General features: G+C 56.4%; 10 protein-coding genes. 7 read left to right on the top strand and 3 right to left on the bottom strand.

Annotation, left to right across the window (positions count from 1 at the left end):
• Positions 1-228: 228 nt before the first annotated feature.
• Genes AC14IB_RS09890 through sucD form a run of 5 tightly spaced genes read left to right on the top strand, consistent with a single transcriptional unit; the run spans position 229 to position 7834 of the window.
• Positions 229-3069, top strand: coding sequence for a 2-oxoglutarate dehydrogenase E1 component (locus tag AC14IB_RS09890; RefSeq protein ID WP_484231715.1), 2841 nt, complete (start codon positions 229-231; stop codon positions 3067-3069).
• Between the two features lie 38 nt (positions 3070-3107).
• The gene (odhB, locus tag AC14IB_RS09885; protein ID WP_484231714.1) at positions 3108-4298 is read left to right on the top strand and encodes a 2-oxoglutarate dehydrogenase complex dihydrolipoyllysine-residue succinyltransferase; all 1191 of its coding nucleotides are present in this window, start codon (positions 3108-3110) and stop codon (positions 4296-4298) included.
• Positions 4299-4314: 16 nt separating this feature from the next.
• Positions 4315-5748 (top strand): dihydrolipoyl dehydrogenase, encoded by a 1434-nt coding sequence (lpdA, locus tag AC14IB_RS09880; protein WP_484231713.1) that lies wholly within the window; start codon positions 4315-4317, stop codon positions 5746-5748.
• 29 nt (positions 5749-5777) lie between these two features.
• Positions 5778-6953 carry an ADP-forming succinate--CoA ligase subunit beta gene (sucC, locus tag AC14IB_RS09875; RefSeq protein ID WP_484231712.1) on the top strand — a complete coding sequence of 392 codons (1176 nt, stop codon included), beginning with the start codon at positions 5778-5780 and terminating at the stop codon, positions 6951-6953.
• Positions 6954-6955: 2 nt separating this feature from the next.
• The gene (sucD, locus tag AC14IB_RS09870; protein ID WP_484231711.1) at positions 6956-7834 is read left to right on the top strand and encodes a succinate--CoA ligase subunit alpha; all 879 of its coding nucleotides are present in this window, start codon (positions 6956-6958) and stop codon (positions 7832-7834) included.
• Between the two features lie 76 nt (positions 7835-7910).
• Here the strand turns inward: sucD and AC14IB_RS09865 are convergent, their stop codons facing one another.
• A complete protein-coding gene (locus tag AC14IB_RS09865) occupies positions 7911-8132 on the bottom strand; it encodes a hypothetical protein (protein ID WP_484231710.1) in 222 nt (73 codons plus the stop codon).
• Positions 8133-8272: 140 nt separating this feature from the next.
• Here AC14IB_RS09865 and AC14IB_RS09860 point away from each other — a divergent pair, with 140 nt between their 5' ends.
• On the top strand, positions 8273-9289 hold the full coding sequence (locus AC14IB_RS09860) for an alpha/beta fold hydrolase (protein WP_484231709.1): 1017 nt from the start codon (positions 8273-8275) through the stop codon (positions 9287-9289).
• Complete coding sequence (locus AC14IB_RS09855; RefSeq protein ID WP_484231708.1) at positions 9286-10413, top strand: GNAT family N-acetyltransferase; 1128 nt, start codon at positions 9286-9288, stop codon at positions 10411-10413. Before AC14IB_RS09860 ends, AC14IB_RS09855 begins: the two co-directional genes overlap by 4 nt.
• Here AC14IB_RS09855 and AC14IB_RS09850 read toward each other — a convergent pair.
• Both AC14IB_RS09850 and AC14IB_RS09845 read right to left on the bottom strand, forming a co-directional pair.
• Positions 10410-12851 (bottom strand): PKD domain-containing protein, encoded by a 2442-nt coding sequence (locus AC14IB_RS09850; RefSeq protein WP_484231707.1) that lies wholly within the window; start codon positions 12849-12851, stop codon positions 10410-10412. The genes AC14IB_RS09855 and AC14IB_RS09850 overlap by 4 nt on opposite strands.
• Before the next feature lie 18 nt (positions 12852-12869).
• A complete protein-coding gene (locus AC14IB_RS09845; RefSeq protein WP_484231706.1) occupies positions 12870-13856 on the bottom strand; it encodes a hypothetical protein in 987 nt (328 codons plus the stop codon).
• Between the last annotated feature and the right edge of the window lie 123 nt (positions 13857-13979).

Here is a 13979-nt window from a genome sequence, read left to right as displayed (position 1 = left end):
GAATTATGCGCAATTGCACGGCAATCTGATCAAGTTGGTGCGCATATTGCTTGCTGGCACCGCGCCCACGACAGTTGCTGGTTCCTGCACCAAATCGGTGAGTCTGGCACTGTCCGCATGAAGGGATGGGGGTCGCGATGTCTCAAAAAGGCTCGTGAAAATCTGATTCGATAGTGAAGACGCGTTTTGAGGCCGATCGCCCAGACGTGTTTGCTCGGGAAAATGACTATGCAAGATGGCCAGATGCTGCGCCAGAGAGGAAGTTCGCAACTTTCCGCAGAGAATGCCGCCTATGTTGAGGCGCTGTACGAACAATATTTAGTGGCGCCACAAACAATCCCAGAAGATTGGCGCAATTACTTCGAAAAACTTCCCCGCGTTGCTGATATTAGCCAGGACACGCCGCATCAAGGTGTGCGCGAGCAATTCCTGCTCCTAGCCAAAAACTCCAGTCGCTCTCAGCCCATGGCGGTTAGTCGCGTCAGTACCGATCATGAGCGCCGACAAGTTGCGGTACTGCAATTAATCGCCGGTTACCGCAACCGTGGACATCAACGCGCTAAGCTCGATCCGTTGGCCTTGATGCCCAGGCCGTCCGTTCCGGACTTAGAGCTGTCGCAACACGGCTTGTCCTTGGCAGACCTGGATACCGTGTTCAACACCGGTAATCTCGCGATTGGCAAAGAAGAATGCACTTTGCGCGAAATGGTCGATGCCATGAATGCCATTTATTGTGGCAGCGTCGGTGTGGAGTACATGCATATTGTGGATACCAACGAAAAGCGTTGGTTGCAGCAGCGCATGGAAGGCATGCGCGGTAATCCCAATTTTTCAGCTGAAACCCGAAAGCAACTGCTGCAGCAACTGACAGCAGCGGAAGGCTTAGAAAAATATCTGGGCACCAAATATGCCGGTGCTAAGCGTTTCGGTCTTGAGGGTGGCGAATCCCTGATTCCCATGATGACAGAATGTATTCAGCGAGCGGGTACCTACGGCACGAAAGAAACCGTGATTGGCATGGCTCACCGTGGCCGTTTGAATGTGCTGGTCAATATTTTAGGTAAAAACCCAGCCAATCTGTTCGATGAGTTCGAAGGCAAAACCTTTAACGCCAAAGGTTCGGGTGATGTGAAGTATCACCAAGGCTATTCGTCAAACATCCTCACCGCTGGCGGTGAAATGCATCTGGCCATGGCCTTCAACCCGTCGCATTTGGAGATTGTGTCGCCAGTGGTAGAAGGCTCTGTGCGTGCGCGTCAAGATCGTCGCGGGGATGTCACAGGGAAAATGGTGCTTCCGATTAGCATTCATGGTGACGCTGCTTTCGCCGGTCAGGGCGTTGTGATGGAAACCTTCCAGATGTCCCAGACCCGTGCGTATCGCACCGGCGGTACCATTCACATTGTTGTAAACAACCAAGTGGGCTTCACCACCAGCCGTATTGATGACGCACGCTCGACTGAGTACTGCACCGGCGTCGCGAAAATGGTTCAACCCCCCATTTTCCACGTCAACGGTGATGATCCTGAGGCTGTACTGTTTGTAACGCAGCTGGCCGTGGACTTCCGTATGGAGTTCCAGAAAGACGTCGTCATCGACATGTACTGCTACCGTCGTCGCGGCCATAACGAAGCCGATGAGCCGTCGTCGACACAGCCGATCATGTACCAGGTAATTAACAACCTGCCGACCACGCGTGCACTTTATGCAGAGCGTCTGCTGGCAGCTGGCGTGATCGCACCGGGTGAAGCCGATGCGATGGTTAATGAGTATCGTCTCGCCTTGGAGTCTGGCCAGCATGTGGTGAAATCGCTGGTAATGGAGCCTAACAAAACGCTCTTCGTGGACTGGACACCGTACTTAAACCACGCCGTGGTGGATGAGTGGGAAACCGGGGTGCCTATCACTGAGTTGCAAGCTCTGGGTAAGCGCTTAGGCGCATTGCCTGAAGGCTTTGTGGTGCAGCGCCAAGTACAAAAAGTGCTGGAAGATCGTCAACGCATGTGGTCTGGCAATTTGGAGTTGAACTGGGGCGCGGCTGAAATTATGGCCTACGCCACCTTGCTCGACAAAGACATACTGGTACGTCTCACGGGCCAAGACGTGGGGCGCGGTACCTTCTCGCACCGCCATGCCATCATGTACAACCAGAAAGACAACCAGCCTTATGTGCCACTGCAGAGCATCAGCAGCAAGCCACGTCGATTTGATATTTTTGATTCGTTGCTTTCAGAGGAGGCAGTGCTAGCCTTTGAATACGGCTACTCCACGACCACGCCGAATGCTCTCATTATTTGGGAAGCCCAGTTCGGCGACTTTGCGAATGGCGCACAAGTGGTTATTGACCAATTCATTTCGAGTGGCGAAACCAAGTGGGAGCGTCTCTGCGGTCTGACTATGCTATTGCCACATGGCTATGAAGGGCAGGGCCCTGAGCATTCGTCGGCCCGTTTGGAGCGCTTCCTACAGCTCTGTGCTGAGCACAATATGCAGGTCTGTACGCCGTCCACGCCCGCTCAAATTTTCCACCTGTTACGTCGTCAGGCCGTGCGCCCGCTGCGTAAGCCGCTCATCATCATGTCGCCCAAGAGTCTCCTGCGTCACAAACTGGCGGTGTCGACCTTGGAAGACTTGGCGCATGGTCGCTTCCAAACGGTAATCGGTGAGCTGGATGCCATTGCGCCGGAGTCGGTAAAGCGTATCGTCATCTGTGGCGGTAAGGTTTACTACGACCTTCTGGAAAAGCGTCGTGAACTGGCGCTGGAAGGCATAGCTATTCTGCGCGTTGAGCAGCTCTATCCCTTCCCCGACAGAATGTTGGTGGATGCTCTGAAGATATACAGCAACGCCAGCGAAGTGGTGTGGTGCCAGGAAGAGCCAATGAATCAAGGGGCTTGGTACAACACGCGCCATAACCTTGAGCGCGTGGTGCGTCAGTGGAAACCGGCGTTGATCATAGGCTATGCCGGTCGACCGTCTTCAGCTGCACCTGCCTGTGGTTCGGTTTATTTACATGCAAAAGAACAAGCGGCCTTGGTTGCCGATGCCCTCGGCACCAAAACAGCCTGAATGTGTAAGCCAATTAGTGAGCTAGAAGGAATATCAAGATGAGTCTGGAAATTAAAGCCCCCGTTTTCCCAGAGTCCGTTGCCGATGGCACGGTAGCTACTTGGCACAAGAAGCTCGGTGAAGCCGTCAAGCGTGACGAACTGATTGTAGACATCGAAACCGACAAGGTGGTGATGGAAGTGGTTGCGCCCGCTGATGGTGTGATCAGCCAAGTCATCAAAAATGAAGGCGATACAGTGCTGTCGCAAGAAGTGCTGGCGATTTTCACCGCCGGTGCCGCTGCAGCACCTGCCGCTGTAGCGCCTGCTGTCAGCGCAGCGGCGCCAGCGCCCGCTGCATCGGCTCCAGCAGCAGCGGGTCCGGCGGCACGAAAAGCGGCTGCTGAAGCGGGTGTAGACCTTGCCGCAGTTGCTGGCAGTGGCGTGGGTGGTCGAGTCACTAAAGAGGATGTTGCCGCGGCTAAGCCAGCTGCCATCCCTGCGCCGGCCCCAGTGGTTTCTGCACCCGCCCTAGCGTTGTCTGTGGGTGAGCGAGTTGAGAAGCGTGTACCCATGACGCGTCTGCGTGCCAAGGTCGCCGAGCGTCTGCTCGAAGCCAAGCAGTCCACCGCCATGCTGACCACCTTCAATGAAGTCAACATGAAGCCCGTTATGGACCTGCGCAAGCAATATGTGGAGAAGTTCGAGAAGGTTCATGGTGTCAAGCTCGGCTTCATGTCCTTCTTCATCAAGGCTGCTGTCGAGGCGTTGAAGCGTTTCCCTGCCGTGAACGCCTCCATCGACGGCAATGACATCGTCTATCACGGCTTCCAAGACATCGGCGTGGCCGTATCGTCGGATCGTGGTCTGGTCGTGCCGGTGCTGCGCAGCGTCGAGAAGATGAGCATTGCCGAAATGGAGAAGGGCGTGATGGAGTTTGGCAAAAAGGCCCGTGACGGCAAGCTCTCCATTGACGACATGACTGGCGGCACCTTTACCATTTCCAATGGCGGTGTTTTCGGTTCGCTGTTGTCCACCCCCATTTTGAACCCGCCGCAGACCGCCATCCTGGGCATGCACAAGATCCAGGATCGCCCCATGGCCGTGAATGGCCAAGTTGTGATCCTGCCGATGATGTATCTCGCGCTGTCCTACGACCACCGTTTGATTGATGGCAAAGAAGCCGTGAGCTTCCTCGTGGCCATTAAAGAGCTGGTGGAAGATCCAGCCCGCCTGTTGCTGGAAATCTGAGCGAGAGAATTAAGTTATGACGCAACAAGCTGATTTAGTAGTCATTGGTGGCGGCCCCGGCGGGTATGAGGCGGCCATTCGCGCGGCTCAGCTCGGCCTTTCGGTCATCTGTATCGAGCGCCGTGTGCATAAGGGTAAGCCATCGCTGGGTGGTACTTGCTTGAACGTCGGTTGTATCCCGTCCAAGGCATTGCTGGACTCGTCGCACAAGTATCACGACCTGAAGGCCGGTTACGACAACCACGGTATCAGCACCGGCGAGGTCAAGCTTGACCTTGCTACCATGCTGGCGCGCAAGGACAAGGTCGTTGATCAGCTTACCGGCGGTATTGCGCAGCTGCTCAAGGGCAACGGCATTACCTGGCTGCAGGGCAGCGGCAAGCTGCTCGCCGGCAAGCAGGTCGAGTTCACCCCGCACGAGGGTGAGGTTCAGATGCTTCAGGCCAAGCATGTGATTTTGGCATCGGGTTCTGAGCCGGTACAAATTCCAGTCGCCAAGCTGGTCGATGATGTGGTTGTCGATTCCACCGGTGCACTTGAGTTTCAGACAGTGCCGAAGCGCCTGGGCGTGATTGGCGCCGGTGTTATCGGTTTGGAGCTGGGTTCAGTCTGGGCGCGTCTGGGTTCGGAAGTCATCGTGCTGGAAGCAGTGGATCAGTTCCTGCCGATTGCCGATCGTGCAATTGCCAAGGAAACCCAGAAGATCCTGACCAAGCAGGGTCTGGATATCCGCCTCGGTGCCCGCGTTACCGGTACGCAAGTGGCCAATGGCCAAGTCACGGTCAATTTCACCGATGCCAAGGGCGAGCAGCAGGAAGTCTTCGACAAGCTCATCGTCGCGGTGGGTCGTCGCCCAGTCACGGCCGGTCTGCTCAGCTCAGATTCCGGCGTCTCGCTGGACGAGCGCGGCTTTGTCGCGGTTGATGACCAGTGCCGTGCCTCGGTGCCGGGCGTGTTCGCCATCGGCGATCTCGTGCGTGGCCAGATGCTGGCGCACAAGGCCATGGAAGAGGGCGTGATGGCGGCTGAAATCATTGCCGGACACCATGCGCAATTTAATTATGACTTGATCATTTCGGTAATCTACACGCATCCGGAAGTGGCCTGGGTCGGCATGACCGAAGAGCGTGCCAAGGCCGAAGGCTTTGACGTGAAAACCGGCCAGTTCGCCTTTGCGGTGAACGGTCGTGCACTGGCCTCGGACGATAACCAAGGTTTTGTGAAATTTGTGGCCGATGCCAAAACGGATCGACTGCTCGGTATGCATGTTATCGGCCCAGCCGCCGGCGACATCATCCACCAGGGACTGATTGCACTGGAATTCGGCGCCAGCGTCGAAGACCTGCAATTGATGTGCTTTGCTCACCCGACGCTGTCGGAAGTAGTGCACGAAGCGGCGCTTGCAGTTGATGGTCGTGCGATCCACGCCATTCAACGCAAGCGCAAGTAACTCTTTTTACAACGAGTGGTGATCACACGATGAATCTGCACGAGTATCAGGGCAAGCAGCTGTTTGCCGAATATGGCCTGCCTGTGTCCAAGGGCTTCGCTGCCTCGACACCGGAAGAAGCCCGCGCCGCTGCTGAACGCATTGGCGGCGATGTTTGGGTCGTTAAGGCTCAGGTCCACGCCGGTGGCCGTGGCAAGGCCGGTGGTGTCAAGCTGGTGAAGTCCCTGGACGACGTCGAGGCTTTTGCCCGCGCCCAGCTCGGCACGCGTCTGGTGACTTACCAGACCGATGCCAAGGGTCAGCCAGTCGCCAAGATTCTCGTCGAGAACTGCACGGACATCGCCAATGAGCTCTATCTCGGTGCCGTGGTCGATCGCGCGACGCGTCGCATCGTGTTCATGGCATCGACCGAAGGCGGCGTGGACATCGAGAAGATTGCTCACGACACGCCGGAAAAGATCCTGACGGCTGCCATCGATCCGCTGGTTGGCCCGCAGGCTTACCAAGGTCGCGAACTGGCCTACCAGCTCGGCCTCAATGCCGAACAGGTCAAGCAGTTCGTGAAGATCTTCATGGGCCTCGGCAAGATGTTCACCGACCTCGATCTGGCGCTGCTGGAAATCAACCCGCTGGTTATCACCACTGAAGGCAATCTGCACTGCCTGGATGCCAAGATCGCCATCGACTCCAACGCCCTCTACCGTCACCCCAAGCTCAAGGCCATGTATGACCCGAGCCAGGAAGACGAGCGCGAGCGTCGTGCCGTTGAGTGGGAACTGAACTACGTCGCCCTCGAAGGGAACATCGGCTGCATGGTCAACGGCGCTGGTCTGGCCATGGCCACGATGGACCTGATCAAGCTCAAGGGCGGTCAGCCTGCGAACTTCCTCGACGTCGGCGGTGGTGCCACCAAGGAGCGCGTGACTGAAGCCTTCAAGATCATCCTCTCGGATGATTCCGTGGAAGCTGTGCTGGTCAACATCTTCGGCGGCATCGTTCGTTGCGACATGATTGCTGAAGGCATCATCGGTGCCGTGAAGGAAGTCGGCGTGAAAGTGCCGGTCGTGGTTCGTCTCGAAGGCAACAATGCCGAACTGGGTGCCGCCAAGCTGCGCGAATCCGGTCTCAACATCATTCCGGCCGCCTCGCTGAACGAAGCGGGCGAGCTGGTCGTCAAAGCTGCTCATAACACAGTGGGAGCCTGAACATGAGTGTCCTGATCAACAAACATACGAAAGTGATCTGCCAGGGCATCACCGGCTCGCAGGGTACGCTGCACACCGAGCAGGCGATTGCCTACGGCACCAACATGGTCGGTGGTGTCACGCCGGGCAAGGGCGGCACCACGCACCTTGGCCTGCCGGTGTTCGACACCGTGCGTGAAGCCGTCGAGAAGACCGGCGCCAACGCCTCCGTGATCTATGTTCCGGCCTCGTTCGCCAAGGACTCGATTCTGGAAGCCGTGGATGCCGGTATCGAGCTGGTGGTTTGCATCACCGAAGGCGTGCCGACCATCGACATGCTGTTCGTCAAGGAATACATCCTGCGCAAGGGTGGCGTGCGTCTGATCGGGCCGAACTGCCCGGGCATCATCACGCCGGGCGAATGCAAGATCGGCATCATGCCGGGTCACATCCACCTGCCGGGCAAGGTCGGCATCGTGTCGCGTTCCGGCACGCTCACCTATGAAGCCGTGAAGCAGACCACCGACCTCGGCTTCGGCCAGTCGACCTGCATCGGCATCGGCGGTGACCCGATCCCGGGCACCACCTTCATCGATGCCCTGCGTCTGTTCCAGGACGACCCGCAGACCGAAGCCATCATCATGGTCGGCGAGATCGGCGGTTCGGCGGAAGAAGAGGCGGCCGAGTTCATCAAGGCTCACGTGACCAAGCCGGTGGCTTCCTACATCGCGGGTGTCACGGCTCCGGCCGGCAAGCGCATGGGCCACGCCGGTGCGATCATCTCCGGTGGCAAGGGCACGGCTGATGAGAAGTTCGCTGCGCTGCAGGCTGCTGGCGTGAAGACGGTATCGAACCCGGCCATGCTGGGTGCCGCCATTGCCGAGCTGACTGGCTGGAAGTAATTCTGGCAAAGCTTTTGAGCTGAAGTTGCTGAGTTAAAAAGCCCGCTTTAACAGCGGGCTTTTTTATGGCCAAAGATTATGGGTCGCGCGTGAGATCATCTATCTGGTGTGGCAATGAGCGCGGGATGACGTGATCATCCAAGTGTTTAGCCAGTTTCAAAAATTGCTTTTCGTAATGACGATTACGACGCAGCTTTTTGGCCTGAGCACGTTTATCTTGACGCTTGTCGACTAACTTTTCACTCAGCTCACTGAGATCGTCTAGGGATGAAAAGTCATTGGGGCTATTTCGTTTCATGTGCTAACCCTAGCGAAGTGCCGTCTGAAGGCGATTAGACAAATCCGGATGGTGTGCAATGTGTTGAAGCCAACACTGTCCGCTTGATCTTCCGCGACGAGAAGGCAACAGTAGCGCTACTTTTCGATCCCCGAGCTGCTATGAAATTGCCGTATTTACTTGTTGCCTCCATATTGCTGTGCACTGCGGCACTGGTCGTTATTACGGGCGTCGGTGTGTCGCGAGCGGAGCAGAATCATGATCCGATTGGTCAATTCATCACGGTCAAGGGTGTGAAACTGCACTATGTGATGGCAGGCGAGGGGCCTGGCATTTTGCTGGTACATGGCGCGAGTTCGAATTTGCGCGAATTCAGTAGCAGTATGCTGCCCGAATTAGCCAAGACGCATCGTGTAATTGCCTTTGATCGGCCCGGCTATGGCTTTAGTGAGCGGCCATCCGAAGACGCAGGCTGGCTAAACCCCGTGCAAGTGGCGTCGTTATTGCTCGATGCCAGTGAGGCGTTAGGCGTACATAAGCCGCTCATACTAGGCCACTCTTGGGCGGGTTCGGTGGTGATGTCGGCTCTCGTTCACTTGCCCGAGCGCGTTTCGGGCGGCGTGTTATTAAGCGGCGTGGCCGGGCATTGGACAGGTCCTTTAGATTGGAAATACACCTTGGCGGAACAACGGCCTTGGTTGAACAAACTCTTTGCTCACACCTTGGTTCAGCCCATCGGTAAGCATTTTGTGCAAGAGGGGCTGGCGGAAGTATTCGCCCCCGATCCTGTACCGGAAGGGCAGGTGGAGCGCAGCGGTATTGAACTGGCGCTGCGCCCTAAAACCTACCTATACAATGTTCGCGACATGAACGAGCTCAGTGTGTTCATGCAAACGCTAAGTCCGCACTACCAGCACATAAAGTCACCCTTGCTGATCATTCACGGCGAGGCCGATTCGCTGGTGCCGTTTTGGAATCATGGCCGACGTCTGTTGCCGGTCATTCCGCAAGCACAAGTCTTGCTGTTACCAAAGACAGGGCATGCCCCGCATCACACAAAGACAGCGGAGGTCACAGCGGCAGTTTTGGCCTTTAGTCGCGGCGAGGTGCGTCCACCCTTACCTCAGCCTTGGCCCATTTTGCCAGCGTTACCAGCGGTAGATCGTGGCCAACCATGATGCTGCATTGCTTCAACAGCATCTATGAAGTGCGGGCTGCGGATTGGGATGCCTTAGTTCCCAGCGATCAGCCGTTTTTGTCTCATGCGTTTTTATTGGCCTTGGAACAAAGCCACAGCGTCGGCCCCGGAACGGGCTGGCAGCCTGCACATGCCGTGCTGCTGAACGACGACGGAAAAATGGTGGCGGCCATGCCCGGCTGGCAAAAGCTGCACTCTCGCGGCGAGTATGTGTTTGATCAGGGATGGGCAGAGGCGGCCTTTCGTGCGGGGCTAGGGTATTACCCGAAATGGTTATCGGCCGTGCCCTTTAGTCCCATTACCGGCCCACGCTTACTTGGCGGTACCGAGGCCGTGGTTGATTTGCTAACGCAACTGCCCAGCCATTCGGCGTGGTCTGGCTTTAGTGGCCTTCACGTGAATTTTACCGACTCATCGAATGATGCCTGTTTTGCCAGCGATACGCGTTGGCTGCATCGGCGCGACTGTCAGTACCGTTGGCACAATCGGGGCTATACCGACTTCGAGGGGTTTCTCGCGCAACTCACCGCGGACCGTCGCAAGAAAATTCGTCAAGAGCGTAAAAAGTTGGCCCCGCTGGGGCTGAAGTATGTCTGGCGTTATGGCGCTGACTGCGACGCTGCTTTGCAACAGCGCATCTACGCCTGCTATGCCAATACGTATGCGGTGCGTGGGCAACAGCCCTATCTGACGCCTGCTTTTTTTGCCGAGATTTTTGTCACAATGGCGCGGGCGGTGCAGGTGCTTTGCGTAGAGCGAGAGGGTGAGTTAGTCGCGATGGCGCTGTATTTGGCCGGAGACAAAACGCTGTATGGGCGCTATTGGGGTGCGTTAGACGAGATCCCTCTATTGCACTTTGAAGCCTGTCTTTATCAAGGTATTGAGCGTGCCATTGCCCAAGGGTTTGATGTTTTCGATGCCGGTGCGCAAGGCGAGCACAAGCTCATTCGCGGTTTTGAGCCCGTGCTGACCAGTTCCTGGCATTTACTCCGACACGGCGGCCTACATGCGGCTATTGCCGATTTTCTACAGCGTGAACGCAGCGAGGTCCTGCGCTATCAGCAGGAAGCACAAACGGCCTGCCCGCTGAAAGCCGGCACTTAACGGCCGTTGTTGCAGCTCGGTAATGGGCTGCTGGCGCGCTTGAACCAAATCGGTGCCGACACAGCCACAATCTGGCCCGTTGCTTTGTCACGGACACGCACAAATACCCACTGTTGGCGGGTTTCGTTGCTTAAGTTGAAGTTGTTCTTATTGCCTTCGGCCGAGATTACTGGCGCGTAGCCTGCCTGGTTATTGCGCACCGAACTGATGACATCAATGACCGTATTTTGCGCTTGCAGTGGTGTTTGTTTGCCCGCGCGTTGGCTGACATTAACGTGGAAACGAACGTCATTGTCGGGCAGCGACAAGCGTGACCCCATGGGGTAACTCACGCCATTGTGCGTGGCCGTAAAATTTAACAGGAGATGGTTATAGTTCTGCGCCACCGCGTAGGTGCGTCGTGCCAATAAGGCCTCGCGCAAATCCTGCTGGCTTTGCGTGCGGGCAATGATCACCGTTTTGGGTAGGTCACTGTCACCCCAACGTGTATCGTGGTGGTCTTCCGAGCCTGTGGGTGCGAGATACCAGCCTTTATCTAAGGCATAGCCAAACCAGCTTTGTAGCTTGCCATCGGTGTCGTATTCGTCACCTTTACCAAAGACTTCAATGCCCACGACGCGATAGTCGGCGCTGGGGACATAGCGGAAGTCATTGAAGGCATAGGCGGGGTCGCCGGGTGCTGTGAGCAGGTCTTGAATGGGGTTGCTTGGCAGCGGGCTTTGACTGACCAAGCCAGCGATACCCAGCGGGGCGAGTGCCTCTTTCAACTCGGTGAGTGGGCCATGAATTGCATCCTCACGACCGGGGTGATTGAACACCATCAGGCCGTCACCACCGCCGCCGCGATTCGCTGGCGTGACAAACCAGGCCCAGAAGCCTTCCATGGAGACCACATAGCCAGGACCTGTTTTGGGGTTCACATAGTTTTGCGACATCAGCACATTGGCATGACCAAAACGGTCAGAAGTCCATTCAAAGCCTCGAATCGCGGTGAAGTTTGGCGTTGTGGCTTGTAAGGCTTGGGCTTGTATAGCGTCCCACTTGGCAAAATTGCTGGCAGGGTTTTCCGGGTCTGACAGTACGCAGGCGAGTGGGTTGGTGGCGCAAAATGCGGGATCTTTAGCGATGACCACGGGCACCGGCAACCCCATGTTATCGGAGTGATCGGTGGAGAATGCAAATGACCAGCCTTTGGCCTTGCCACGTGCAAAGACATCTGCCGGTTTAGTGAGCTGGAAGCCATCGGAGTATGCCGTGTGCTCATGCAGCATGCCCGTAAAGTGAGGCCAATCGCTACGACCCACAGGATTACAAGCGCCAGCAGAATCAGTGCCCGACGATATGCCCAATGAAGGTGCGAGATTGTTGGTCGGGATTAGCTGCTTCAACGCCGTGAAGCAGCCCAGTCGCGTTGGCGTCGCGAGGCATTCGGTCAAGCTAGGCTCCCGGTAGCTATCCTGCGCTGCAACCGGCACGCTAATGCTTTCGGTGACGCTGGCAGCGCCATCCGATACGGTGACCTGAAAGCCCAGTGAGCTTGCGTTGGAGGGCGCCGTAAAGCTTGCCGCAGGGCTGTTGGCATCCGCGATAAAGACGCGCTCGCCGGTGGTTTGTGTCCACGCATAACGTAAGCCATTGGCATCCGCATCTTGGGCACGCACTCGGAGAGCCACGGGTTCAAGAGGGCGGGCTGGATTTGGGTTGGCCTGAACCTGTTCAATAACCGGCGCCGTGTTCGTGGTTGAGGCGGATTTCGTTACGCGTGTTTGCGCGCGATCTTCCGCACCATCGTTATCCGTGACGGTAAGCTCAAACACAGTGACTTGCTCAACTGCCGTGGACGTATTCAGGACCACCGTAATTTTGCAGCTTTCGCCCACGATGCTGGCTGGTGTGGTTGCCAGCGAGGTCCAGACATAGCGTTGAATGTCGCCGTCGGGATCTACCGACTCACAACCATCCAAAACAACATTAGAGGTTTCATGGCTCACGCGTTGGTCGGCACCGGCGTTGGCGATGGGTAAACGATTCGGCAGGACATTACGTACCAACACGGTGGTTTTATCTTCGCTAGTTTGGCCCAAATCATCTTCGACGCGGAAAATAAAGGTGAGTACGGTGTCTTGCTCGACCTGGGGAGCGGCGAACTGAATACTGGCTTGTCCTGTGTCGGTAGGCAGGCTGGCTTTAATGCTGTCGCTGCTCAGTTGCGACCACGATACGCGTCGAACGGATTGCTTTTCACCCACTTTGGCTTGACCTTGCAGCGTCACGGGCTCGGCTTCTTTCACCGTTTGGCTATTACCTGCCGTGGCGATCGGGCGCTCGCTGTCTGTGCGCGGGTTGGGATTGTTACTAGTCGACGTGGTTTTGCTTTCACCGCAGGCGATCAGTGCCGTAGTGAAAACAGCCAGGCTTAAAAGACGTAGTACATTCATGGGGCTAACTCGGTGCAATTAGTAAAACCGCAGTCGCGCTAAACGACCGGGCAAGTTTTCGCTGGTGATAAAGACCGCATCGTCACGCTCGGCGGCAAACGCACCCGCCTCGATTTGACTGTAGGCAGGCAGTGGAATGCTCTGTGGCGCCGCGGCAAAGGCTTCTTGCCACGTCTGTTCAGGACGACGGACATAGCGATAGCCATGGCTCAGGGTGCCCACATAGGCCGCTAAGCCATTGGCGCTGATGTCCATGGTGGTGACCCAGTTAAATGTTTCGGGCGCGAGCGGATAATCGGCCGGTGCACGAGGAATATTGATCTTGCCTAAGTTGGTTGCCAGGCGAGGTGCTTGCAACATCAGCGGAGCAGGCCGCGCCAAGGAGAAGCTGTAGAGCATGGGCTCGGCATCGCGTTTGGAGATCATGTAAGCGGTTTGCGTTTGCCCATCCACGGCCAACGACTCAATGTCGCGTGGTGCGTCGGGCAAGCGCACGGTGTAAGTGGCCAAAACATCAGCCACTAAACGCTGTGGCCCCGGCGCATTGGGATCAATCTCTGGCTCTTCGAGCAAGTAATAGGTGAGCGTTGGGCGAAAGGCGTTGTTATCGCCGATATCGCCCACGAGCAAGTACGGTTTGCCGTCGAGCGTGAAGCTGGTCATGTCTTCCCAATCGAGATTGATAATGGCAAGGCCATTCAAACGTACCGAGGCCACCAACGATCCGGTGGTCGTCATCGCGTAGACGGCGGTTTCGCCGCCACTGTCGTTGTGAGTCCAGAGCAAATCGGGGCGACGATGCGAGCGGGCGAGTCCGCTGGATTCATTAATCTCGTTGCTGTTGATGACGAATTCGCTGACATCGGGCTCATCACTGGCGATGCTGAGTGCACGGGCCTCATTTGTTACTTGGCTGTTGGCTGAGGGGCTACTTGCAGAGACTTTGGTGTCTGTGCCGCAGGCAACCAAGATCAGCGCAAGTAGGGCGAGCGGCAGTAGGCGCATCGTGCTTCTCCGAAACTGGAGGCGCAACTCTAGACACGAATTGTTACTGGATTGTTAATTAGGGAATGAGGATAATTTTTGTTAAAGTTGAAAATAATTAAAAAATAAGGAATATAGGAGGCT

It is taken from the genome of Perlucidibaca sp. (genome assembly GCF_057084925.1).
The sequence above is the reverse complement of the archived record's forward strand: the minus strand, read 5'-3'. Positions and strand labels throughout refer to the sequence as shown.

Bases quoted from the DNA above. Each gene is read 5' to 3' on its own strand.
- AC14IB_RS09890 (WP_484231715.1), top strand. From the start codon at position 229: ATGCAAGATGGCCAGATGCTGCGCCAGAGAGGAAGTTCGCAACTTTCC.
- odhB (WP_484231714.1), top strand. From the start codon at position 3,108: ATGAGTCTGGAAATTAAAGCCCCCGTTTTCCCAGAGTCCGTTGCCGAT.
- lpdA (WP_484231713.1), top strand. From the start codon at position 4,315: ATGACGCAACAAGCTGATTTAGTAGTCATTGGTGGCGGCCCCGGCGGG.
- sucC (WP_484231712.1), top strand. From the start codon at position 5,778: ATGAATCTGCACGAGTATCAGGGCAAGCAGCTGTTTGCCGAATATGGC.
- sucD (WP_484231711.1), top strand. From the start codon at position 6,956: ATGAGTGTCCTGATCAACAAACATACGAAAGTGATCTGCCAGGGCATC.
- AC14IB_RS09865 (WP_484231710.1), bottom strand. From the start codon at position 8,132: ATGAAACGAAATAGCCCCAATGACTTTTCATCCCTAGACGATCTCAGT.
- AC14IB_RS09860 (WP_484231709.1), top strand. From the start codon at position 8,273: ATGAAATTGCCGTATTTACTTGTTGCCTCCATATTGCTGTGCACTGCG.
- AC14IB_RS09855 (WP_484231708.1), top strand. From the start codon at position 9,286: ATGATGCTGCATTGCTTCAACAGCATCTATGAAGTGCGGGCTGCGGAT.
- AC14IB_RS09850 (WP_484231707.1), bottom strand. From the start codon at position 12,851: ATGAATGTACTACGTCTTTTAAGCCTGGCTGTTTTCACTACGGCACTG.
- AC14IB_RS09845 (WP_484231706.1), bottom strand. From the start codon at position 13,856: ATGCGCCTACTGCCGCTCGCCCTACTTGCGCTGATCTTGGTTGCCTGC.